The sequence below is a fragment of the Pseudomonas sp. LB3P14 genome (assembly GCF_054898045.1).
Genome location: NZ_CM142714.1, coordinates 763,054 through 786,856 on the forward strand (window position 1 = coordinate 763,054; position 23,803 = coordinate 786,856).

General features: G+C 59.1%; 22 protein-coding genes. 19 read left to right on the forward strand and 3 right to left on the reverse strand.

Going from position 1 to position 23,803, the window contains the following annotated elements:
• Positions 1-65: 65 nt before the first annotated feature.
• The 5 genes from ACYZT5_RS03580 to ACYZT5_RS03600 all read left to right on the forward strand — a co-directional run bounded on the left by ACYZT5_RS03580 (position 66) and on the right by ACYZT5_RS03600 (position 7,756).
• Entirely contained in the window at positions 66-1,754 is a 1,689-nt protein-coding gene (locus ACYZT5_RS03580) for a DUF1302 domain-containing protein (protein ID WP_462049817.1), read from the forward strand.
• Between the two features lie 33 nt (positions 1,755-1,787).
• Positions 1,788-3,143 carry a DUF1329 domain-containing protein gene (locus tag ACYZT5_RS03585; RefSeq protein WP_462049818.1) on the forward strand — a complete coding sequence of 452 codons (1,356 nt, stop codon included), beginning with the start codon at positions 1,788-1,790 and terminating at the stop codon, positions 3,141-3,143.
• Positions 3,144-3,230: 87 nt separating this feature from the next.
• Positions 3,231-4,382 carry a WD40/YVTN/BNR-like repeat-containing protein gene (locus ACYZT5_RS03590; protein WP_462049819.1) on the forward strand — a complete coding sequence of 384 codons (1,152 nt, stop codon included), beginning with the start codon at positions 3,231-3,233 and terminating at the stop codon, positions 4,380-4,382.
• Positions 4,373-6,859, forward strand: a complete 2,487-nt coding sequence (locus ACYZT5_RS03595; RefSeq protein WP_462049820.1) for an efflux RND transporter permease subunit — start codon at positions 4,373-4,375, stop codon at positions 6,857-6,859. The genes ACYZT5_RS03590 and ACYZT5_RS03595 overlap by 10 nt, the downstream gene beginning before the upstream one ends.
• A gap of 213 nt (positions 6,860-7,072) precedes the next feature.
• Entirely contained in the window at positions 7,073-7,756 is a 684-nt protein-coding gene (locus tag ACYZT5_RS03600; protein ID WP_462049821.1) for a TetR/AcrR family transcriptional regulator, read from the forward strand.
• Here ACYZT5_RS03600 and ACYZT5_RS03605 read toward each other — a convergent pair.
• The 3 genes from ACYZT5_RS03605 to ACYZT5_RS03615 are packed head-to-tail and all read right to left on the reverse strand — an operon-like array spanning position 7,753 to position 10,557.
• Positions 7,753-9,000, reverse strand: coding sequence for an NAD(P)/FAD-dependent oxidoreductase (locus ACYZT5_RS03605; RefSeq protein WP_462049822.1), 1,248 nt, complete (start codon positions 8,998-9,000; stop codon positions 7,753-7,755). The genes ACYZT5_RS03600 and ACYZT5_RS03605 overlap by 4 nt on opposite strands.
• Positions 8,997-9,323 carry a 2Fe-2S iron-sulfur cluster-binding protein gene (locus ACYZT5_RS03610; RefSeq protein WP_462049823.1) on the reverse strand — a complete coding sequence of 109 codons (327 nt, stop codon included), beginning with the start codon at positions 9,321-9,323 and terminating at the stop codon, positions 8,997-8,999. Before ACYZT5_RS03610 ends, ACYZT5_RS03605 begins: the two co-directional genes overlap by 4 nt.
• Positions 9,324-9,345: 22 nt before the next feature.
• Positions 9,346-10,557: a cytochrome P450 gene (locus ACYZT5_RS03615; RefSeq protein WP_462049824.1), complete on the reverse strand. Its 1,212-nt coding sequence runs from the start codon at positions 10,555-10,557 to the stop codon at positions 9,346-9,348.
• A 210-nt stretch (positions 10,558-10,767) separates the two neighbouring features.
• Here ACYZT5_RS03615 and ACYZT5_RS03620 point away from each other — a divergent pair, with 210 nt between their 5' ends.
• The 14 genes from ACYZT5_RS03620 to ACYZT5_RS03685 all read left to right on the forward strand — a co-directional run bounded on the left by ACYZT5_RS03620 (position 10,768) and on the right by ACYZT5_RS03685 (position 23,754).
• Entirely contained in the window at positions 10,768-11,211 is a 444-nt protein-coding gene (locus ACYZT5_RS03620) for a hypothetical protein (protein WP_462049825.1), read from the forward strand.
• Positions 11,208-11,627 (forward strand): MaoC family dehydratase, encoded by a 420-nt coding sequence (locus ACYZT5_RS03625; protein ID WP_462049826.1) that lies wholly within the window; start codon positions 11,208-11,210, stop codon positions 11,625-11,627. Before ACYZT5_RS03620 ends, ACYZT5_RS03625 begins: the two co-directional genes overlap by 4 nt.
• A gap of 2 nt (positions 11,628-11,629) precedes the next feature.
• Positions 11,630-12,424, forward strand: coding sequence for an antibiotic biosynthesis monooxygenase (locus tag ACYZT5_RS03630; RefSeq protein WP_462049827.1), 795 nt, complete (start codon positions 11,630-11,632; stop codon positions 12,422-12,424).
• Positions 12,425-12,452: 28 nt separating this feature from the next.
• A complete protein-coding gene (locus ACYZT5_RS03635; protein WP_462049828.1) occupies positions 12,453-13,205 on the forward strand; it encodes an SDR family NAD(P)-dependent oxidoreductase in 753 nt (250 codons plus the stop codon).
• 127 nt (positions 13,206-13,332) lie between these two features.
• Positions 13,333-14,496: an acyl-CoA dehydrogenase family protein gene (locus ACYZT5_RS03640; protein WP_462049829.1), complete on the forward strand. Its 1,164-nt coding sequence runs from the start codon at positions 13,333-13,335 to the stop codon at positions 14,494-14,496.
• A 73-nt stretch (positions 14,497-14,569) separates the two neighbouring features.
• The gene (locus ACYZT5_RS03645) at positions 14,570-15,571 is read left to right on the forward strand and encodes a zinc-binding dehydrogenase (protein ID WP_462049830.1); all 1,002 of its coding nucleotides are present in this window, start codon (positions 14,570-14,572) and stop codon (positions 15,569-15,571) included.
• A gap of 10 nt (positions 15,572-15,581) precedes the next feature.
• Positions 15,582-16,358 carry an SDR family oxidoreductase gene (locus tag ACYZT5_RS03650; protein WP_462049831.1) on the forward strand — a complete coding sequence of 259 codons (777 nt, stop codon included), beginning with the start codon at positions 15,582-15,584 and terminating at the stop codon, positions 16,356-16,358.
• A 125-nt stretch (positions 16,359-16,483) separates the two neighbouring features.
• Complete coding sequence (locus tag ACYZT5_RS03655; protein ID WP_462049832.1) at positions 16,484-17,998, forward strand: CoA-acylating methylmalonate-semialdehyde dehydrogenase; 1,515 nt, start codon at positions 16,484-16,486, stop codon at positions 17,996-17,998.
• Positions 17,999-18,045: 47 nt separating this feature from the next.
• Positions 18,046-18,819, forward strand: coding sequence for an enoyl-CoA hydratase (locus ACYZT5_RS03660; RefSeq protein ID WP_462049833.1), 774 nt, complete (start codon positions 18,046-18,048; stop codon positions 18,817-18,819).
• 33 nt (positions 18,820-18,852) lie between these two features.
• A complete protein-coding gene (mmsB, locus tag ACYZT5_RS03665) occupies positions 18,853-19,746 on the forward strand; it encodes a 3-hydroxyisobutyrate dehydrogenase (protein WP_462049834.1) in 894 nt (297 codons plus the stop codon).
• Positions 19,747-19,748: 2 nt separating this feature from the next.
• On the forward strand, positions 19,749-20,843 hold the full coding sequence (locus tag ACYZT5_RS03670) for an enoyl-CoA hydratase/isomerase family protein (RefSeq protein ID WP_462049835.1): 1,095 nt from the start codon (positions 19,749-19,751) through the stop codon (positions 20,841-20,843).
• Positions 20,844-20,870: 27 nt separating this feature from the next.
• The gene (locus ACYZT5_RS03675; protein WP_462049836.1) at positions 20,871-22,022 is read left to right on the forward strand and encodes an acyl-CoA dehydrogenase family protein; all 1,152 of its coding nucleotides are present in this window, start codon (positions 20,871-20,873) and stop codon (positions 22,020-22,022) included.
• 53 nt (positions 22,023-22,075) lie between these two features.
• A complete protein-coding gene (locus ACYZT5_RS03680) occupies positions 22,076-22,825 on the forward strand; it encodes an electron transfer flavoprotein subunit beta/FixA family protein (RefSeq protein WP_462049837.1) in 750 nt (249 codons plus the stop codon).
• Positions 22,825-23,754: an electron transfer flavoprotein subunit alpha/FixB family protein gene (locus ACYZT5_RS03685; protein WP_462049838.1), complete on the forward strand. Its 930-nt coding sequence runs from the start codon at positions 22,825-22,827 to the stop codon at positions 23,752-23,754. Before ACYZT5_RS03680 ends, ACYZT5_RS03685 begins: the two co-directional genes overlap by 1 nt.
• The last annotated feature ends 49 nt before the right edge of the window (positions 23,755-23,803 follow it).

Consider the following 23,803-nt stretch of genomic DNA (forward strand, 5'->3'; position numbering starts at 1 on the left):
TTTGCAAAAAATACATTTTTGCCATAAAAGTAGACGAACAACAAAAACAGTCCCCAGGAGGGAGCATGAGCACCAGCACATCGAAATACCGGCTTCACCGTCGCAGTAGTATTGCCATCGCCGTCGCAACCGTGCTCGGCACAGTGGGTTCGGCACAGGCATTCGAAATCGATGCAGGCACTGATTGGGCAGTGCGTTGGGACAACACCTTGCAGTACAACCTGGGGGCGCGTGCCCAAAGTGTGGACAACCGAATCGGCAACGACCCGGCGCACGCCGAGTCGGAATACAAGTTCGCCGACCGTGGTGACATTGTGACTAACCGCCTCTCACTGCTGACCGAGTTCGATGCCGTCTACGACAACAAATACGGGATGCGTGTCAGTGCTTCGGGTTGGAAGGACTATGCCTACGACGATGATGCCGAGACCAAGCCGGGCTACCCGAGCAACTACGACGACCGCAAGTACTCCAACTACACCAAGAAATACTACCTGGAAGGCACTCAGCTGCTGGATGCCTTCGTGTTTACCAACTTCGACATTTTCGAAAGGCCATCGTCGCTGCGGGTCGGTCGGTTGACCCAGTACTGGGGTAATTCACTGTTCTTCAGCGCCTTGGGCATCAGTAACGGACAGACAGCCACTGACCTGATCAAATCCTCGGCAGCACCCGGCACCCAGGCCAAGGAACTGGCACTGCCACGCGGGCAGATCAACTTCACTACGCAGTTGGCTGATGATTTGTCGTTCAGTGCACAGTACTTCCTCGAATATGAGCCCAACCGGATGCCGGAGGGCGGTACCTTTCTCGGTCCTGCGGATTTCCTGTTCAGCGGGCCGGACAGTGCCGTTGCTCTGGGCGGCGCTGTGAACCGCAACGCAAAAGAACCGGACAACATAAATGACAACTTCGGTATCAGCCTGCGCTGGAGCCCGAGCTGGCTGGACGGCACTCTAGGCGCCTACTTCCGTCAGTACGATGAAACCCAGGCTTCCTCGCCGTTCATTCGCCTCGATCCACTGCAGGTTGCTCCCGGTGTAGTGGTGGCCGCTCCGACCTCCTACACCTTGGGTTACAACGAACATGCGCAGTTGTTCGGCCTTAGCCTGGATAAGGAACTGGGTGGCTACAGCCTGGGTGCCGAAGTCAGTTATCGCAAAAATACGGCACTCAATGGCTCAAACATCGTGATCGCGAGTGATGAGACCAAAGGTCCGCGCGGCGACACCCTCAACGTCGTGTTGAACTCGGTGAAGGCCCTGGAGCGTTCGTCATTTTACGACACAGGTACTGCCTTGATCGAATTGGGCTACGTGCACAAACTCGATGTCACCGATCATGAAGAACTTTACAAAGGTGTCGGCACCGCAGCCTGCGGTACCGGTGATCGTCACACCGGTTGCTCGACCGATGATGCCACTGTTATTGCGGGTCTATTCGAGCCGCAGTGGTTGCAAGTATTCCCCGGGGTCGACATTTCCACCCCATTGTTCGCCATGTACGGGCTGGACGGCAATGGTGCCAGTGTTGGTGTTCCAGTCAACCAGAATGATGTCACCTACAGCGCCGGGATCAAAGGCGTCATGTATCAACGATACAACCTGACGCTGCAGTACAACGGCTATTACGGCCGCTCGTTCGGTACAGCGACCAGTTCTATCGATGGCTCAACCTATACCGCCGCTGGCAACAACATGTACTCGATGAAGGACCGCAATTGGTGGTCGCTGACCTTCAACACCACGTTCTGAATCTCGCCCAAGAACAATAACGAGGAACACGCGATGAAGATGTTCAAACCGATGGCTGCGCTGGGTATGGCGCTTTTTTGGAGTGGTCTCGTGTCGCCTGCGATAGGTGCGAGCGGCACCTTGGGCAAGGATCTGACCCCGTTTGGTGCGGAAGTAGCGGGCAACGCGGACGGTTCTATCCCGGCTTATCAGGGGAACGGAATCAAAAATATCCCGGCTGATTTCGTACCAGGCAGTGGGCGTTATCCCAATCCGTTCAAGGGCGAAAAACCTCTGTACAGCGTCACTGCCCAGAACATGGGGCAATACCAGAATCTATTGGGAGAGGGGGTCAAGGAGCTGTTCAAACGCTTCCCCGATTACCGAATGGACGTGTATCAGAGTCACCGAACCATGCAGTACCCGGGGTGGGTTCTGAAAAATTCTTTGGACAATGCCGGCAAAGCCAAGCTGGTTGGCGATGAACCGGGCGATGGCCTTGAAGGCGCCTATGGCGCAATCCCGTTCCCCAAGCCGGAGAACGGCTTGGAGGTGTTGTGGAACCAGGCCATGCGATATCAGGGGCCTCGTATCGATATGCGTTTCAACACCTTTTTCGTTGACCGCAACGGCACCAAGACCATGGTGGGTGATCAGGAAACCCAGTTCATGTGGGCCTACTACGACCCCAAGAGCACGTCGGTCGATACCTGGAATTACCTCACCGGCGTGACCAAGTACTTTGGTCCACCCGCTCAGGTTGGCCAGGTGTTTCTGCAAAAGTGGACGACCAACAACACGCTCAAGGATGACACCACCTGGGTGTATACCCCTGGTCAGCGTCGCGTCCGTGTTGCCCCGGAATTGAAGTACGACACGCCGGCCGCTGCCATTGGTGGTGTGTTGAGTTTCGAAGAACTCGGCGGTTTCAACGGTCGCAAGGACCGCTTCGATTGGAAGTTGATCGGCAAGCAGGAAATGCTTATTCCTTACAATAGCTATAGCGCGCTCTTTGACACCGGACTGCTCGGTGACAAACATGAGAATCCTGACTTGATGCGATGGGAGAAACACCGTGTGTGGGTCGTTGAAGGCACACTGCGTCCCGGTAAGCGCCATATCTACAGCAAGCGCCTGATGTATTTCGATGAAGACTCCTGGCAGCAAGTGGGGGCTGTCGGTTACGACCACAGCAATGAAGTCTACCGGGTGATGAACAACACAAGCGCCTTCCTATACGACATGCCCCGTCTCGCTCAACCAAGTCAGTTTGTCTATGACCTGACGAAGGGCTCCTGGGCTGCAACGGCTTACCTGGCGGATCCGAGGACCCATCAGATCCCTTACGACGAACTGCCACAACAGTCTCGTTTCACGCCCGAGACTATGGCTGGTCAAGGCTTGCGTTGATGGCTTGAGCGTTAATAGAGGCGGGCCCGGTTCAAGCCGCGCTCGCCCTTAAAGGTCCACCCTTCAACAATAAAAAGGGACCTGTATATGAAAAGCTTCGATCTACGGGCCTTGGCCCTGGCGGCGGTCGTCTTGGGCGGGATCTTGAGCAGTGTTTCGGCCCAGCAAATAAAAAGCGCTTTTGTCGATCCGCTGGACCTGGTTGCCGATCAGTTACCCGAACAGCAGGTGAAATCGACCATGGCCGTCAGCCGTGCCGGAAAAAGGCTGGTGGCGGTGGGCATGCATGGCCAGATCATCATCTCTGACGACCAGGGGGCGCATTGGCAGCAAGTCCAGACGCCTGTGCAGAGCGACCTGACTGCTGTGTTTTTTGCTACAGACAAGGTCGGTTGGGCAGTGGGGCATGACGGCGTCATCCTGCACAGCGAAGATGCCGGAAGTAGTTGGCAGCGCCAGTTTGATGGACGTATGGCCGCCGAGAGCTTCAAGGCGTTTTATCAACAGCGCATCGACGCAGGTGAAGCGGACCTGGCGGTCTGGCTAGGTGAAATCGAGCGTAACTATGGACAAGGCCCAAGCCTGCCATACCTGGATGTGTTGTTTGATGACCTCGACCATGGCTACGCCATCGGCTCATTCGGCAGCATCGCGATCACCAAGGATGGCGGCAAGTCCTGGCAGCCGGGCTCCGAGCAGATCGACAATCCGCGCCTGCTTAATCTCAATGCCATTCGCAAGGTTGGCAATGACCTCTACATCGCCGCTGAGCAAGGCGTGGTTTTTCGCCTGAATCGTACCAGCCAGCAGTTTGAGCCATTGGAAACGGGGTATGCCGGAAGCTTTTTCGGCATCAACGGCCAGGGCGACAAGCTCCTGGCCTATGGGCTGCGCGGCGCGTTGTATGCCAGTTGCGATGGCGGTCAACACTGGCAGGTGGTGAAGCTCCCTGAGCGCGCGGCCTTGACCGGCAGCACGGTATTACCTGACGGGCGCATCGTACTGGCCAGCGTTGCCGGACGATTGTGGATCAGTTCCCTGGACTGGGCCGGTTTCGAGGCAAAAATGCCGCCCAGACCGACCCTGTTGACTGGGCTGGTATCACTGGATGATGGCCGGGTCGCAGTTAGCGGCCTGGCAGGAATGCAGCTCAACGACTTTGGGTCGGCGAGTGACGCGCAGGACAAACCTTCTGCGATTGCACCGGGCGAATGTACGAGAGGTCTGAAATGTCTGTAGTGGGTAAGACTACTCAATCGATGTGCGTGGTAGCGGATCCGAAAGAATTCGATACCAGCAGCGGCGGGGCGCTGGAGCGCCTGGTCTTCAACTTCCGTTTGCCCATCATGCTGATTTGTGGGCTGCTGACGGTGGTGTTCGCCTGGTCGGCGTTCAAGCTGGAGATCAATGCCGGCTTTGACAAAATGATTCCGCAGTCGCATCCCTTCGTACGCAACTATTTTGCCAATGCTGAAGCCTTGCGTGGTATCGGCAACTCGGTGCGGGTAGTAGTGGAAAATCGCAAGGGCGATATTTACGACCCTGACTACCTGATGACCCTGCAAAAAATCAGCGACACGTTGTTCTTGATGCCGGGTGTCGATCGTAGCTTCATGAAGTCGCTGTGGACTCCGACCGTGCGCTGGACAGAAATCACTGAGCAGGGTTTCAGTGGCGGGCCGGTGATGCCGGATACCTATGATGGGTCGGCTGCAACCATTGAGCAATTGCGCACCAACATCCTGCGTTCGGGCATCGTCGGTTCGCTGGTTTCCGGTGATCAGCACTCAAGCATGATAGTGCTGCCACTGCTGGACGCCAATCCAGCCACGGGTAAACCACTGGATTATGGCGCTTTTTCCAAGGCGTTAGAGCAGAAGATCAGAAGCTTCGAAGGTGACAACACTGGCGTTTATATCGTTGGTTTCGCCAAGTTAATCGGCGACTTGATCGCCGGCATGCTGCAAGTACTGGCATTTTTTGCTGCTGCTGCGGCTATCGCGATGGCGGTTATTTATCTCTACACCCGCTGTCTGCGCAGTGCCGTGCTGTTGATGCTGTGTTCTCTGGCCGCGGTCATCTGGCAGTTGGGCATCGCACAACTCTTTGGTTTCGTGATCGACCCTTACTCGGTGCTGGTACCGTTTCTGGTCTTTGCAATCGGTGTGTCCCACGGTGCTCAGAAAATGAACGGCATCATGCAAGACATCGGTCGCGGCACGCACAAGTATGTCGCTGCTCGCTATACCTTTCGCCGCCTTTTCGTGGCTGGCCTGACGGCTTTGCTAGCCGACGTAGTGGGTTTTGCCGTGCTGATGATGATCGATATTCCGGTCATTCGTTCGCTGGCGATGATTGCCAGCATCGGTGTGGGAGTACTGATTTTTACCAACCTTCTGTTGCTCCCCGTGCTGCTGTCCTATGTTGGGGTCAGCGCGAAGGCGGCTAGCCGCAGCCTGGTGGAGGATGACAGTACCGAGAGGGGCGGTAATCTTTCTGCGCGGCTTATCAATCTGTTGGCCAAGTTCACCACCCGTCGTTGGGCGACAGCTGCGCTGCTGGTCTCGGGCGTGCTTACGGTGCTGGGCTTCATCGTCAGCACACACCTGCAGATCGGTGACCTGGATCCGGGCGCACCGGAGTTGCGCGCCGATTCGCGCTACAATCAGGACAACGCTTACATTGCTCGCAATTACGGGCTGTCCAGCGACCAGTTCGCGGTGATTGTGACCACCCCACCAGGTGGAATCGCATCGTTCCCGACGTTGATGGAAATGGACCGCTTGGAACAGAAGCTACGGGGCTTGCCCGGTGTGCAGACCACTTCGTCGGCGGCGAGCATGGTGCGTATGTACACGGCGGGTAACTTCGAAGGCAACCCAAAATGGATGACCATCAACCGTGATCCGTTTGTCCTCGGCGATGCTTTTTCAAACGTGATCATCAGTCAGCCCGAACTCTCCAATCAGGAGCGCGCGGTGGCGCCATTGCTGGCGTTCCTCACCGACCATAAAGCGCAAACGCTGACCTCGGTAGTAAAAGTGGTTGAAGCGTTCGCCGCCGAACACAACACTGATGACCGGCAGTTCCTGCTGGCGGCCGGTTCGTCCGGGATAGAAGCGGCGACTAACATCGTCGTGCACCAGGCCAACCGGCAGATGTTGCTCCTGGTTTACCTGGCCGTGGCTGTGCTCTGCTTCGTCACCTTCCGTAGCTGGCGTGCGGTGCTGGTGGCGATGATTCCACTGGTGATGACCTCGGTGTTGTGCGAGGCCTTGATGGTGATGCTGGGCATTGGCGTCAAGGTCGCGACCTTACCGGTGATTGCGTTGGGTGTGGGTATCGGCGTGGACTATGCCTTGTATCTGCTCTCGGTTCAGATCACTCGGCAGAAAGCCGGCGCCACCCTCAGCGAAGCCTACCGCGATGCCCTGGGCTTCACTGGCAAGGTCGTAGGGCTGGTTGGCCTGACACTGGCAGCCGGTGTGATTACCTGGGCCTGGTCACCGATCAAGTTCCAGGCCGACATGGGCATCCTGCTGACCTTCATGTTCATCTGGAACATGCTTGGGGCTATGGTGTTGATTCCGGCGTTGTCGCACTTTTTGCTGCCGGATAAACCGGTAGCGGCTGCGACCGAAGTGGTGCCAGTGACGGCAGCAACGCGGGCTGCAATGACGGAGCAAAGTTCCTGCAGTAGCAGTCGCGTGGCATAGATCCGGGGCTGCTTTTGCAGCCCATCGCGGCGGTCCGGCAAGCGCTCCCACCAGGATCACATCACACCTGTAGGAGCTGGCTTGCCAGCGATCGGTAAACCAAGGACTCACAGGCAGTCCGCATAGACAACATTCCCCTCCTCAAGCATTGATACCCAATCAACCACCCGGTTAACCTGAGCGCCCTTTACGGTCAAAGCACTGGAGTTGGCTATGGGTGTCAAATCAGACACTGATGCAGCAAGCCATGGTGTCGGTCGCCCCCGCAAGGAGGACGTGGCTGACCGCTTGCGTCACCTGCGCGAACTTGCCATGCGGCACTTCATCGAGCACGGCTACGAAGGTGCGAGCTTGGAGCAGATTGCATTGGCGGCCGGTATCAGCAAGGTCACCATCTACCGTCATTTCGTCGACAAGGCTGACCTGTTTCGCAGTGTTGTGCTCGAGGCCAGTAGCGAGTTGTTACCGGAGCTGGGTGACCTGCTCGATGAGAGCCGGCCGGTAGAAGAGGTGCTCGCCAAGTTTGCTCTTACTCACGTCAATCTCGTCCAGGGCCAAGGCAACATGGCATCGCCAGCTCGTGACCTGGCACGCTTGCTGATCGCCGAAGCAGCGCGCTTGCCAGACAGTGTGCGGGCTTGTCGCAAGATTTTCTTCGATCGCTCGTGCGTACCGCTGGCCAACTATTTGCGGGCGCTTACCGCCCAGGGTCGGCTAAGCATCGACGATCCAGAGTTCGCTGCCGGGTATTTCATACAGGGGACATTCTTCGCCATTGCCGACCTGCTCGACAGCCAGGGTGCTATCGTTCAAGAGCCGCGTCGCGCGGCTCTGTCGTTACAATGTGCAAGGCTTTTTCTGCAAGGTTGCCTTCCGCGGGAAGGCAACTCCGATTAAACGACCGATTCAGCGGCGAGCAGCGTGCGCAGGTCGATGCTGGTGTCCGCAGCTTGCTCGGGAGTGATCGCAATGCCACTACCGAGCAATCGCCGCGCGGCAATATGATCGAGCGGGCGGTTGACCGACTCGACTGCCACCAACTGTTCATCTCGAAAGCAAAAAACAGAATAGGCCGTGCCTTGGTCGTCGCCACGCACCACCCGTTGTTCGCTGCCATCGATCAGCCCGGCGATTTGCAATTTCAAGGCCCCCTGGTCGCTCCAGAACCATGGCAGGCTGGTGTAGTCGACTGCCTGCCCGGTGAGGCGTGCGGCTACGCAACGCGCTTGATCGGCAGCGTTTTGAATCGATTCCAGGCGGATCATGCTGCCTTGGGCGTGAACGTTTGGATGCTGGGTGCAATCGCCGATCGCTGATATGTGCGGATCGCTGGTCAGCATCTGCTCGTCGACGACAATACCATTGGCTACCTGCAGCCCACATTCCTGGGCCAATTCGCTGTTGGCTTGTGCTCCAATTCCCACCACCAGCAGATCGGCTTCGATCTGCTCGCCGCCTACCAGCTCCACGCCACAGACCTGCCCCTGGTGTTCCAACAACCGTTGCACGCCCGCGCCGAATTTTAGCTGGATGCCATGGCGACTGTGCTCGCGGGTGAACACAGCCGCCATGTCGGCGCTAATGGCGCGCGCCAGGGGGCGCGTCTGCATTTCGATCACGGTGGTCTGCACGCCTTGTTGCTGTGCTGTGGCGGCGAACTCAAGGCCCACGAAGCCTGCACCGATCACCACGGCTTTGCGGGCTGCAGGCAGGGCTTGTCGCAAACGTTGGGCATCGTCCAGTGTCCGAAGCGAGTAGACCCCGGTCAGACGCTCGGCACCTTCGAGCGGCAAGGCTCGGTTACGAGCACCGGTGGCGAAGATCAGGTGGTCGTAACCGAGCAGGGCGCCGTCATCGAGTTGGAGCTGGCGTGCAGCCCGATCGATCGCGACAGCTCGCCGGCCAAGGTACAGCTCGATATTCTGATCCTGGTACCAGGCAACCGGGCGCAAGGCCAGATTGCTTTCACTGACCTTGCCGGCCAGATACGCCTTGGACAGAGGCGGACGCGAGTAGGGCAAGTGTGGCTCGTCCCCGACCAGCGCAATGGTGCCCATATGGCCCCGCTCGCGCAGGGAGCTGGCGGCTTGAAAGCCTGCTTGCCCGGCACCGAGGATGACAACTGTGCCAAGGCTGCTCACACTTGCCTCTCCGGTATCCGCGCCACCAGACCGTCGATGGACGGACTGAGCTGGATCTGGCAGCACAACCGGCTATTGGCCTGGCGCGGCGAGTAGGTGCAGTCGAGCATGGCTTCTTCCATCTCGTCAGGTGGGGTCAGTTTGCCCAGCCACTGTTCATCGACGTAGATGTGACAGGACGCGCATTGGCAGAAGCCACCGCACTCGCCGATGATGCCATTGACGTTGTTGGCCAGGGCCGCCTGCAGCACGTTACCCTCGTTGGACAGGTTCTCGAGCACGCGCTCGCTGTCATCGGGTTGGATCAAGGTAATACTGGTCATGATTGTGTCTCCAAAAACGGGTTCAAAGATTCCAAACCAACGGTAGGGCATTCGGGCACCAGACAAGGCCGGTACCGACCTGCACGTCGGCATCAGGCTTGAGACCGAAAGTGGGGATCACCTTGAACCACTCCTCAAGGAATACCCGCACTTCGAATCGAGCCAGCGGTGCACCGGGGCAGCGGTGCGGGCCGGAGCCGAAGATCAGGTTCATCGGCTGCTTGCGGCTGAAGTCCATCTCTAGCGGATTTTCGGTGTGGGCCGGGTCCAGGTTGAGGATCGGTGTAATGATGACTACGCGTTCGCCTTGCTTGAACTGCACGCCGCGATAGGTGAAGTCCCCGGTGGTCAGACGGCGAATGTTGGCCACACCGAAGTTGCGCAGCAGCTCGTCGACGATATCGTTGCCCAGTTCTTCACGTTGCGCGGTGATTGCTTCGCGCTGCTGCGGGTGTTCGGCCAGGTAATGCATGATGAACGAAAGCACCGAAACCACGGTGTCCATGCCACCGATGAATACGGTGGCGCACATGCTCAAGGCGGCCTGATCCGGTACCGGTTCGCCGTCGACTTTTCCCTGGATCAGGGTGCTGAGCAGATCTTCGCCCGGGTTCTCACGGCGTTCCTGCAGCTTTTGATGCATGAAGCCGAACAGCTTGGCGTAACCGGCACCCATGGCCTCTGGAGAGCCGGCACGAGAGATATCTTCGACCCATCCCATGAAAATCTCGCGCTGGTCGTCCGGGATCTCACACATTTCCAGGAAGATCGAAACGGAGAAGTACTTGGCAATGTCAGCGACGAATTCGCAACCACCCTGGTCCTTCACGCTCAGTGCCAAGCGCCGGGCGGTTTCGCGCACTTTCTCCTCAATGGCTGCGGTCCGGGCTGGAGCAAAAAGCGGATTGATCAAGCGACGAAATTTTGCGTGCTCGGGCGGATCTTCCATCAACGGGATCAGGTGCGGCACACCAGGCTCAAGGTTGGGGTCGTATTTGGTCGAGTTGCTGGAGAACAGTTCCGGGTGGGCCATGATGTCGGTGGCCAATTCGGCGCTGGTCACTACCCAGTGCCCGCCATTGCTGGTGGTATAGAAAATCGGCGGGCGTTCACCGTGCAAGGCCTTGGCTGCATTGTGGTGCGGGCAGCGCTTGAGCTCGGGAGCCTGGATGACATCGAAGTCATGTACCAGCTCGTGAGGCACGTGAGCGGGAATCTTTCCGGCGCTTGGCATGTTCGGTTTTTCCTTGTTGTTCTGATTTCAGGCTTGGGCCGATTAAAGCGCCGCATTCGCGACAAGCTCAACGAGAAGAACGGAACGGTATCGTTTTAATTGGCGCCCTTGTCCGCGCCGCCTTGGGGCTATCTTTTTCGGTAGGTGACGTGCTAGGGCTGGCGGCTAAACCTGTGGGCTCATCAAGCCGTTTCCAGGAGCCTTGCGATCATGAGTTTTCCCCTACCGCCTGAGGCAGCCGGTTTTTCATTGGCCGGCCACTCACCCTTTCTGATCAGCACTGAGGAAAATCGCCAGCTGTGTTCGACCCTGGGGGTCACGCCTGCAGCGGACGGAACTGCGCACCCGGTGTACTTCTTCATAGCAACCCAGGTTGGCATGGGGCAGACCGTGGCCGGGTTGTGCGCCGCCTGCGATTTCGACGTGGCCGACGGGCCGATGATGGGCGCCTCGCGAACGACCTTCGCGCAACCCTTGCGTGTTGGTCAGTCCTATCGGGTCGGCGGTGAAATTCTCAGCCTGACACGTAAGCCAAGTCGTACCTTCGGTGTGGTGGACGTGCTCGAGTATCAACTGAGTCTGAGCCTCGATGACGGCACTCCGATTCTGGAAACCACCAATACCTGGATGCTGCCACGGAGGAACCTGGCATGACGCCTGTCGTTGGGCAACAGCTGCCCGTATTCCAAATCAATAACCTAAGCCCGGAGTCGATGAGGGTCTGGGCAAAGATTCTGCGCGACCCCAACCCCATCCATCTCGACCCGGCAGCGGTACAGGCCCAGGGGCTCGGTGATCGGGTCATCAATCAGGGGCCGGCCAACCTGGCCTATGTGATCAGCATGCTCCAGACGGCTTTTCCGGAGGGGCGGATCGATGCCCTGGATACCCGTTACCTGGGCAATGCCTTTGCAGGTGACAACCTTGAGGCCGGCGGCCAGATCAGTGCCGTAGAAGCGACCGCCGAAGGCGTGCGGGTCACTTGCGAAGCCTGGTTGCGCGCTGAGGGTCGCGACAAGGTGCTGGCCGTACAGGCCGCTCTCACACTTACACAATCAAGGAGCAACTGAGCATGCCCAGCGGACCATTCGCCCACGTCTGTTTCCTGGTCAATGATCTCGACCAGGCCATTGGTGACTGGGACAAGATTCTCACCGTACTCGACCCTGGTCAGCTTAGTGAACCGATCGTGCGCTACGAAGACTTTGCCAGCGCCGATGATTCGGGTTTGCGCTGGGCTACTTACGTTTCAGAGCATGGCGCCGAGATCCAGTTTATCCAGCCGGCGCCCGGCACGCCGCTGGGCAAGCGCCTGGCCAAGTACGGCGAGCATGTGCACCACCTGTGTTTCACCACACCCGATGTGCCGGGGTCGCTGGCGCGCTTGTCGGCCAGCGGTATTGAACTGGCCTCGGCGCAAACCTATGCCGATGACGAGATGCCATGGCAACGCTGGGGATGGGTCTCGGCCAAGAGTGCGCACGGCGTACTGATCGAAGTCGCTTCGCCTTACGAGAGCCATGGTGATGGCCGCTGGCACCCTCAACAAGAGCTGCAACAAGAGCAACAGGACGATGTGGCATTGCTGGTCAACGTCACCCTGCAGGCGCATTTCGGCCAGAGCGAGGCCATGCTCAAGGCTTTGCGTCGACAGGCGCAGGCCAGCAGCCGGGAAATCGGTTGCCTGGAATATCGCTGCACCGTCGATACCGAAAACAGCGATCGCTTTCACGTGCTCGAAACCTGGGCCAATGAGACCGCTCGCGAGGCTCATGCCAAGACCGCGCATAGCCTGGAGTTTTTGGGCGAGCTGCCGGACCTTGGCCGCACGGTTTCAGTACGTGTGGCAGTGCTTTCGAAAGGCTGAATTTCTATCTTTCTGAGAGGTACGCAAAATGACTCAATTGACGGTCGCTGTTGTGGGGGCCGGTCCCGGTCTCGGGCTCGCTGTTGCGCGTCGCTTCGCGCGGGAGGGTTATGCTGTTGCGCTGATCGCGCGGCGCCGGGAATCGCTCGATCAGATGGTAGCGGAGCTTCGGGCCGAGGGGGTGACGGCCGAGGGTTTCGTTGCAGATATCACTGATGGCAGCGCGCTTGAGGCCGCATTAAAAGCGGCCAAGGAGCGTTTTGGGCCGATCGGTGTGCTCGAATTCAGCCCGGTACCTTCACCGGACGGTGACGCTTCGATGTTCACGCCGACGGGGCTGGATCGCGAAACGATGGATCGGCTGCACCGGCTGATCATCCTTGGCGCGATCACTTGCGTGCGCGCCGTGCTTCCGGATATGCAGGCCGCCGGCAGCGGCTCGATTTTCCTGACGACCTCAGGGTCAGCGCATCACGTCATGCCGGTCTATACGCCTATCGGCATGGTGATGGCCGCCTTGCGTAGCTACGCGCTCTGCCTGAACGAGGTCCTGAGCGGCGAGGGCATCTATGTGGGGACCGTCTGCATCAGCGTCCTGATCAGGCCAGGTGATGCCATAGGCGATCCGGCGGCACTGGCCGATCGCTTTTATCGCCTGCATCAGCAACGCGACGTTGCCGAGGAGATCGTTGTCAGCTCGGTCGATCCCAATGCCTTGCACGATAAGGACATGGCAGAACGCGGGATAGATTGGCAGCGCCCCGAAGAAGTCGTCGGTTAATCCCTCGTGTTGTAGCGCTATCGAAGGGCTCGGTTTCTATCTTTTCCGATAGGTGTTGTGGGTCGGGGGCTGGTCGAAACTCGATAGCAGTTGATTGTGCAATTGATAAACGCATTGGAGAACACGCATGGATTTCGAACTGCCAGAAGAACACCGCGCTTTCCAGGATTCTGTACGTAAGTGGGTGGCCAAGGAAGTACCCAAGAGCTGGGCCCGCGAGTTGGAGATGGACGAGCACAACTATCCGTTCGCCCTGTGGGAGAAGTTCAGCGAAGCCGGCTTTCATGGCGTGGGTATCCCTGAGGAATACGGTGGTGCCGGCGGTGACGTATTGATGCAAATGATCCTGGCCCGCGAGCTGGCCCGCTCTTTGGGCGGCCTGGCGTGGATCTGGGGGATCACCTCGTTCGCTGGCAGCAAATCCATCGGCATCTATGGCACCGAAGAGCAGAAGCGTGAGTTCTTGCCGCGGATCGCTTCGGGCGAACTCAAGGCAGCCATTGCCTTCACCGAGCCTGACGGGGGTACCGATGTGCTGGGCGCGTTGCGCACCGAAGCCGTGCGCGGCGACGGCGGCTGGATTCTGTCCGGCGAGAAAATCTGGAGCTCTTCGGCACATGTGGCCGACTACCTGCTGGTACTGGCCCGCACCGACAAAAATGTGGAGAAACGCCATCAGGGTTTGACCCTGTTCTGGGTACCGGCGCAGCAGAAGGGTGTGACCATTACGCCGCTGCCCAAGTTGGGCATGCGCTCGATGGGTTCCTGCACCGTGCACTTCGACAATGTCTATGTGCCGGATTCGCTAGTCCTGGCCGAGCCGAACAAGGCCTGGTACACGCTGCTGCCGACCCTCAACAACGAACGCATCATGGTTGCTTCGTTCTGCACCGGTGTGATGGACGGGGTCATCGAGGATGCGGTCGAGTACATGCTGCAACGCAAGGCTTTCGGCCAGGTCATCGGCAAGTTCCAGTCGCTGCAACATTACGTCGCCGACATGGTCGCCTGGCGCCAGTCCGTCGAATTGATGATGTACCACGCCGCCTGGCTGCAGAGTCAGGGCCGGCCGTGTCACATGGAGTCGACCGCGGTCAAGTTGCTGGCCTCGGAATACGCCAACAAGAGCGCCGACATGGGCATCCAGATCCTTGGTGGCATGGGTTATTCGGCCGAGACCGATATGCAGCGGTACTGGCGTGACTCACGCCTGTGGCGCATCGGCCCGATTACCAGCGAGATGTGCCGCAATACCCTTGCCGAAGGTATGGGCCTGCCACGTTCTTTCTGAACCACTTCTTAATTGTCGCGGGTAAAGGCTGGCTGAAAACGGCCGCCTCCCCGACCGGCATAGGAGCATCTCGATGAAAGCATTAACGCTGAAAACCGCTGAGGGGCTGGCCGGCATTGTCCTGGAACAGGTCGAAGCGCTCGCCCCCAATGCTGGCGAGGTACAGGTAGCACTCAAGGCTGCATCGTTGAACCATCGTGAACTGTGGATCAGCCGTGGCCAGTATCCGGGCATGACGCTGCCGTGCACCCTCGGTGCCGATGGCGCGGGCGTGATCGAGGCGGTGGGCGAGGGTGTCGATCCAGGCCTGATCGGTAGATCGGTCGTGCTGTATCCCGGCCTTCGCTGGGGTGACGATCCACGCTTCCCAGCCCCCGATTTTGGTCTGCTGGGGATGCCTGGGCCAGGGACTTTGGCCGAGCGTATCTGTGTGCCGGTCGAAAGTGCTGTCGAGAAGCCCGACTTCCTGAGCTTTGAAGCGGCGGCGGCCATTCCGCTGGCAGCCTTGACGGCATGGCGCGGGCTGACCACCAAAGGCCGTCTCAAAGCGGGTGAGCATGTGCTGATCACCGGTGTAGGCGGTGGCGTCGCCACCTTTGCCTTGAAGTTTGGCGTGGCCATGGGCGCCAAGGCTTTTGTCACCAGTGGCAACGATCAGACCTTGGGCAAGGCTCTGGAAATGGGCGCTACGGCGGGTTTCAACTATCACGATCCGGAATGGCGCAAGGCGCTTGGCAAGCAAAGCGGCGGTATCGATGTGGTGTTTGACGGTGCACCAGCCGGCTCCTTCGCCCCTTATTCACGCAGCCTGCGCATGGGTGCACGGGTTGTGGTGTATGGCTCCACCGGTGGCGCGTCGTTCACGGTCAATGCGCCGGAGCTGTTCCTGAAGAACGTCAGTGTGATCGGCACCAATGTCGGTGAGCTGAGTGAGTTCCGCGAGATGCTGGCCTTCATCGAACTGCATCGAATCGAACCTGTGATCGACCGCGTGTTTGGCCTCGACCAGGCCAAGGAAGCGTTGCAGTACCTGGAGCAATCACACCAGTTCGGCAAAATCGTGGTCACCATCTGAGGAACCTGCCGTGAATACATTGTTTTCTGTCGAAGGCAAAGTTGCGCTGGTCACCGGTGGTGCTCAGGGCATGGGCCGAATGATCGCCGAAGGGTTGGTTCGGGCGGGTGCCAAGGTCTACATCAGCTCGCGCAAGGCGGACATCTGTCAGGCAGCGGTGCAGGACCTGTCCGCGCTTGGCCATTGCGTCGGTCTGGTCGCCGACCTGGATTCACCGGAAGCGGTCATCGGCCTGGTCGAGCAATTCAAGACCCACGAAAACCGTCTGGATATCCTCGTGAACAATGCTGGCCGTACCTGGGGCGCGCCGCTGGAGACGTTTCCCGACAAGGCGTGGGCAGCGGTCATGGCAGTCAATGTGCAAGGGCCGTTCACCCTGGTCCGCGAATTGTTGCCATTGCTGCGCAGCGCCGCCAACGCTAATAACCCCGCTCGCGTGATCAATATCGGCTCGTTGGCAGGTGCCTTGGTCGAGCCCGTCTCGGCGTACTCGTACGTCGCAAGCAAAGCTGCTCTGCATCATTTGTCACGGGTACTGGCGGCAGAGCTTGCGCCAGATTCCATCACGGTGAATACCATCGTTCCCGGGTACTTCCCCACCAAGATGACCGCGCATATTCGTGAAGAACAGGAGCGCGCCAGCGAGCTTCAAGCGCGTATTCCGTTACAGCGCCTCGGCACGGCCGAGGACATTGTCGGCCTGTGCATCTTTCTGTCTTCGCGGGCAGGGGCGTACGTAACCGGCAGTGAAATGACCCTCGATGGCGGCATGTTCGGCTGTCGCTGAAGAACAAGAAAGCGTGCGTTAGCTGTGCAGCGCAAACGTCACGCCTGATCCGGGCCAAGGCACTGGCTGCCATTGCATCGCCCCTCATCTGCATTTGCCTGCGAAGGCTGGAGTCATAACAACAAATGAACGCAACCAACCCAGCAATCCCGACCGTCAAGCTGCTGATCGGCGGCGAGTTCGTCGAATCGAAAACCAGCCAATGGCGCGACGTGGTCAACCCGGCCACCCAGGAAGTCCTCGCCCGCGTACCGTTCGCCACTCAGGATGAAATGAACGCCGCCGTGGCCAGTGCCAAGCAGGCCTTCAAGACCTGGCGCAAGACGCCGATCGGCACACGTGCCCGGGTTTTTCTCAAGTACCAGCAACTGATCCGCGAGAACATGAAAGAGCTGGCGGCCATCCTCACCGCCGAACAGGGCAAGACCTTGCCAGACGCAGAGGGCGATGTGTTCCGCGGATTGGAAGTGGTGGAGCACGCCGCCAGTGTCGGTAATCTGCAGCTCGGCGAGTTGGCCAATAACGTCGCCGGTGGCGTCGATACCTATACCCTGATGCAACCGCTGGGCGTATGCGCCGGCATTACCCCGTTCAACTTCCCGGCGATGATTCCGCTGTGGATGTTCCCGATGGCCATTGCCACCGGTAACACCTTCGTCCTCAAACCGTCCGAGCAGGACCCGATGGTGACCATGCGCCTGGTCGAACTGGCCATGGACGCCGGTGTGCCAGCCGGCGTGCTCAACGTGATCCACGGCGGCGTGGACGCGGTCAATCTGATCTGCGATCACCCCGACATCAAGGCTGTCTCTTTCGTTGGCTCGACCAAGGTTGGCACCCACGTCTACAACCGCGCGACCCAGAATGGCAAGCGCGCACAGTGCATGATGGGCGCAAAGAACCACGCCATCGTCCTGCCGGATGCGAACAAGCAGCAGACGCTGAACAACCTGCTGGGTGCGTCCTTCGGTGCTGCTGGCCAGCGCTGCATGGCCTTGCCTGTGGTGATTCTGGTGGGCAAAGCGCAAACCTGGCTGCCCGAGCTGATCGAGCGTGCCAAGACCCTGAAGATCAATGGCGGCATCGAACCCGGTACCGACATTGGCCCAGTGGTTTCCTGTTCTGCACTGGATCGCATCAGCGGGCTGATCGCCAAGGGCGTAGAAGAGGGCGCAACGCTCGCGCTGGATGGTCGCAACCCGCATGTACCTGGCTACGAGGACGGCAACTTTGTCGGCCCGACGGTGTTCACCAACGTCACCACGGAGATGACCGTCTACCGTGAAGAGATTTTCGGTCCGGTGCTTTGCGTGCTCAACGCGGACACTCTCGATGAAGCCATCGAAATGATCAACGCCAACCCCAATGGCAACGGCACCGCCATCTTCACGCGTTCCGGTGCCTCGGCCCGGCGTTTCCAGGAGGACATCGACGTCGGTCAGGTTGGCATCAACGTGCCGATCCCGGTACCGGTTCCGATCTTCTCCTTCTCCGGTTCCCGCGCTTCCAAGCTGGGCGACCTGGGCCCGTACGGCAAGCAGGTCGTGCTGTTCTACACCCAGACCAAGACCGTGACCGAGCGTTGGTTCGACGAGGATGAAGAGAGCGGCTCCGTCAACACCACCATCACCCTGAAATAACCCGCAAGGGCTGAGGCATTCCCCTTGGCCCACTTCAGGAGCGCCCCATGGAATTCGAAACCCTGCTGCTCGAGGTACACGAGCGCGTTGGACTGATCACCCTGAACCGGCCGAAGGCGCTCAATGCCCTCAACGGCCAGTTGATCGCCGAGCTGAACCTGGCACTGGACCAGTTCGAGAAAGACCCACGCATTGGCTGCATGGTCATCACCGGCTCGGCCAAAGCCTTCGCTGCCGGCGCCGACATCAAGGAGATGGCCGACCTGACATTTCCGCAGGTCTACCTGGATGATTTCTTCGCCTCGGCCGACCGCATCGCCAGCCGACGCAAACCGCTGATCGCCGCTGTAGCCGGCTACGCCTTGGGTGGCGGCTGCGAGCTGGCGCTGATGTGCGACTTTATCTACGCCGCCGACAACGCCCGTTTCGGACAACCGGAAATCAACCTCGGCGTACTGCCCGGCATCGGCGGTACCCAACGCCTGACCCGGGCCGTGGGAAAAGCCAAGGCCATGGAAATGTGCCTGACCGGACGCCAGATGGACGCGCATGAAGCTGAACGTGCTGGCCTGGTGGCCCGTGTACTGCCGGGGGAAAGTCTGCTGGAAGAAACCCTCAAGGCAGCCCACGGCATCGCCGAGAAATCACTGCCGAGCACCATGATGGTCAAAGAGAGCGTCAACCGCGTGTTCGAGACCAGCCTCAGCGAAGGCGTACGTTTCGAGCGCAGAGTCTTCCACTCGGTTTTCGCCACCGCGGACCAGAAGGAAGGCATGGCTGCCTTTGTCGAAAAGCGACCGGCGCGGTTCACCCATAACTGATCACAACTTTAAGAACAACAAGAGGACACTTCCATGCACATCGGCTTTCTCGGACTCGGCAACATGGGCGGCCCCATGGCCCGTAACCTGCTCAAGGCAGGCCACAGTCTCACCGTGTTCGATCTTTCCAGCGCTGCTGTCGCCGGCCTGGTAGAGGCGGGCGCTCAAGCGGCCGCTTCCCCCGCTGCGCTAGCACAGGCCAATGTCAGCGTGATCATCACCATGTTGCCGGCAGCGGCCCATGTGAAAGGTGTCTACCTTGGCGAAAACGGCCTGCTGGCCAACGTCAAAGCAGATGTGCTGCTGATCGATTCCTCGACCATCGATCCAATGAGTGCCCGGGAAGTGGCTGCAGCGGCTGCCAAACACGGCAACCGGATGATCGATGCGCCGGTTTCCGGTGGCACTGGTGGCGCAGCGGCGGGCACCCTGACGTTCATGGTCGGTGGCAGCGAGGCCGACTTCGATCACGCTCAGCCGATTCTCGTCGGCATGGGCAAGAACATCGCGCATTGTGGCGCATCCGGTAATGGCCAGGCGGCCAAGGTGGCCAACAATATGCTGCTGGGCATCTCCATGATTGGGGTGTCCGAAGCCATGAGCCTGGGCGTTTCCCTTGGGGTGGATGCCAAGGTGATGGCCGGCATTATCAACACATCCAGTGGGCGCTGCTGGAGTTCGGATACCTATAACCCTTTCCCCGGGACCATGGACAACGTGCCTTCGGCGCGTGGCTATAGCGGTGGCTTCGGCACCGATCTAATGCTCAAGGACCTGGGCTTGGCTACCGAAGCTGCCAAGCAGGCGCGCCAACCCGTGCTCCTTGGCGCCGCCGCGCAACAGCTTTACCAGACCTTCAGCCTGCAAGGGAACGGCGATCTCGACTTCTCCGCGATCATCAACCTGTACCGCAAGCAAGAGGCCTAACCATGAGCGATGCCCAAGCGCCCGTTCTGACGGCGGTCCGTAACCAGATTGGTCACCTGACGCTGAATCGTCCTGCCGGTCTGAATGCCCTTACCCTGCCCATGATCCGTGCGCTTTGGCAGCAGCTGCAGGCCTGGGAGGAGGATTCGCAGATTCTCGCCGTGGTACTGCGTGCCACCGGCGAGAAGGCATTCTGCGCCGGTGGTGATATCCGCGCACTGTACGATAGCCACCAGGCGGGCGATGAACTACACAGCATCTTCTTCGAGGAGGAGTACGCACTCGACCAATACATCCACGGTTATAGCAAACCCATTATGGCGTTGATGGACGGGTTTGTACTCGGTGGCGGTATGGGGCTGGTCCAAGGTGCCAGCCTGCGTGTGATCACCGAGCGAGTGAAGATGGGCATGCCGGAAGTCGGCATCGGCTATTTTCCCGATGTCGGTGGTAGCTACTTCCTGTCGCGCCTGCCGGGTGAAATTGGTCTTTACCTAGGCATTACCGGACGTCAGATACGTGCTGCCGATGCCTTGTATACGGGGCTGGCCGACTGGTGCCTACCGAGTAATCTGCTCGCAGAGTTCGATCGGTGCCTCGATCATATGAGTTGGACCACTGATCCGCATGAAGCCCTGCACAGTCTGCTCGCTACCCTGGCCTCGAACAAGATCGCCGGAGCCGAGTTGAAAGCCTTTCGCCCAGTCATCGACGAGTATTTCTCCCTGCCGGATATGCAGAGCATTCGTATGGCGCTGCTTAGCGAAACCCGTCCTGCATTCCAGGATTGGGCCGAGGAGACCGTCAAACTGATTGACAGTCGCTCACCGCTGGCCATGAGTGTCACGCTCGAACTGCTGCGTCGTGGCCGCACCCTGCCGCTGGGCGCATGCTTCGAATTGGAGCTGCATCTTGACCGCCAGTGGTTCGCCAAGGGCGACATCATGGAAGGTGTGCGTTCGTTGCTGATCGACAAGGACAAGTGCCCGCGCTGGAACCCACCCACGTTGGAAGCAACATCAGTCGAGATGGCCCGAGCCTTCTTCGCCGGCTTCAAGCCCACCTCCAGCAAGAGCGCGTGCACTGCGACTGCCTAATTGGCTACTGGAAAAGGAGAGAGCCTGATGCACGAAATCGAACTGAGCGAGGAACAACGCATGATTCGCGAAATGGCGCGTGACTTCGCCCGTCGTGAGGTCGCCCCACATGCGCAAGCCTGGGAAAAGGCCGGCTGGATCGACGACAGCATGGTTGCCCAGATGGGCGAACTGGGCCTGCTCGGCATGGTCGTCCCGGAGGAGTGGGGCGGTTCCTACATTGACTACGTCGCCTATGCTCTGGCAGTCGAAGAAATCTCCGCCGGCGATGGCGCCCTAGGCGCACTGATGAGTATCCACAATTCGGTCGGTTGTGGCCCGATATTGCGCTACGGCACCCAGCAGCAAAAAGAAACGTGGCTTCATTCCCTCGCAGCCGGCAAGACTATCGGTTGCTTTTGTTTGACCGAGCCGCATGCGGGCTCCGAAGCCCATAACCTGCGCACCCGTGCCGAGCTGCGCGATGGCCAGTGGACCCTCAATGGCGCCAAGCAGTTCGTCAGTAATGGTAAACGTGCCGGACTGGCCATCGTCTTCGCCGTCACCGATCCGCAGCTGGGCAAGAAAGGCCTGTCGGCCTTCCTTGTGCCCACCGACAACTCAGGCTTCGTGGTTGACCGTAGTGAACACAAAATGGGAATTAAAGCCTCTGACACCTGCGCGGTGACGTTGAATAACTGCGTGATTCCGGAGGCAAATCTGCTTGGCCAGCGTGGCAAGGGCCTAGCCATTGCCTTGTCCAACCTGGAAGGCGGACGTATCGGCATTGCCGCCCAGGCACTGGGCATCGCTCGAGCCGCTTTCGAGGCCGCGCTCGGCTATGCCCGGGAACGCATTCAGTTCGCCAAGCCGATCATCGAGCACCAGAGCATCTCCAATCTGCTGGCTGACATGCACACGCAGCTCAATGCCACTCGCTTGCTGGTGCTGCATGCCGCACGCCTGAAAAGCGCCGGGCATCCGTGCCTGTCGGAGGCTTCGCAGGCCAAATTGTTCGCCTCGGAAATGGCCGAGCGGGTGTGCTCCAAGGCCATGCAGATCCATGGCGGCTATGGCTACCTTGAGGACTACCCGGTGGAGCGCTACTACCGCGACGCCCGCATCACCCAGATTTACGAAGGTTCCAGCGAGATCCAACGCCTGTTGATCGCTCGCGAACTGACCCACTACGCGTTGTAATAACTTTTGAGCAAATGCCTTACGGCCTTGTTCTTTTATTGAAGAGAAGCCCTATGAAAGTCCTCGTCGCAATCAAACGAGTGGTCGACTACAACGTCAAGGTTCGCGTCAAGGCGGACAACTCTGGCGTCGACCTCACCAACGTGAAAATGGCACTGAACCCTTTCTGCGAAATCGCCGTGGAAGAGGCCGTGCGGCTTAAAGAAAAAGGCATCGCGAGTGAAATCGTTGTCGTCTCCGTCGGCCCGAGCACCGCTCAAGAGCAACTGCGCACCGCCCTGGCTCTGGGTGCCGACCGCGCCATTCTCGTCGAATCTGCCGATGATCTGACCTCCCTGGCCGTTGCCAAATTGTTGGAAGCGGTTGTCGACAACGAACAGCCTCAGTTGGTGATCCTTGGCAAGCAAGCGATCGATAGCGACAACAACCAGACTGGCCAGATGCTCGCTGCCTTAAGCGGCTACGGTCAGGGCACGTTCGCTTCGAAAGTCGAAATCAGTGGCGATAAAGTGGCTGTGACCCGCGAAATCGACGGCGGCGCACAGACGGTTTCCCTGAAACTGCCGGCCATTGTCACCACTGACCTGCGCCTGAACGAGCCGCGCTATGCGTCGCTACCCAACATCATGAAGGCCAAGAAAAAACCGCTGGAAACCGTGACACCTGCTGCATTGGGTGTGAACACGGCGTCCACCCTGACCACCCTGAAAGTTGAAGCACCGGCCTCCCGCAGTGCCGGCATCAAGGTCAAGTCGGTGGCCGAGCTAGTCGAGAAACTGAAGAACGAGGCGAAAGTAATCTGATGGCTATCCTGGTTATTGCTGAACACGCAGCCGGCGCAGTCGCTCCGGCAACCCTGAATACTGTGGCTGCCGCCGCCAAAATCGGCGGTGACATCCACGTTCTGGTAGCGGGTGCTGGCGTTGGTGCCGTGGCTGAAGCCGCTGCAAAAATCGCTGGCGTTGCCAAGGTACTGGTGGCTGATAACGCCGCCTACGCTCACCAACTGCCGGAAAACGTTGCGCCGCTGATCGTCGCGCTGGCGGCTGATTACAGCCACGTCCTGGCCCCGGCGACCTCCAACGGTAAAAACATCCTTCCGCGCGTTGCCGCGCAACTGGACGTCGATCAGATCTCCGAGATCATCGCTGTTGAATCGGCCGACACCTTCAAGCGCCCGATTTACGCCGGTAACGCCATTGCCACCGTGCAATCGAGCGCTTCGGTCAAGGTCATCACCGTACGCTCCACCGGCTTCGACGCCGTCGCCGCTGAAGGTGGTTCGGCTGCTGTCGAGCAGGTTGCTGCTGCGTACAACGCGGGTACATCGTTCTTTGTCGGTGAAGAGCTGGCCAAGTCCGATCGTCCGGAACTGACCGCTGCCAAAATCGTCGTTTCCGGCGGTCGCGGCATGCAGAACGGCGACAACTTCAAGTACCTGTATAGCCTGGCCGACAAGCTCGGCGCTGGGGTAGGGGCATCCCGGGCGGCGGTCGACGCTGGGTTCGTGCCCAACGATATGCAAGTTGGCCAAACCGGCAAGATCGTTGCTCCACAGCTGTACATCGCAGTCGGTATCTCCGGTGCGATTCAGCACCTGGCCGGGATGAAGGACTCCAAGGTGATCGTCGCCATCAACAAAGACGAAGAAGCTCCTATTTTTCAGGTGGCGGACTATGGGCTGGTTGGGGACCTGTTCGACCTCGTTCCAGAAATGGCGCAAGCCCTCTGACTCTAACTTGGCAGTGACCATGTGTAACCGCTAGCCCTGCTTCTGGATG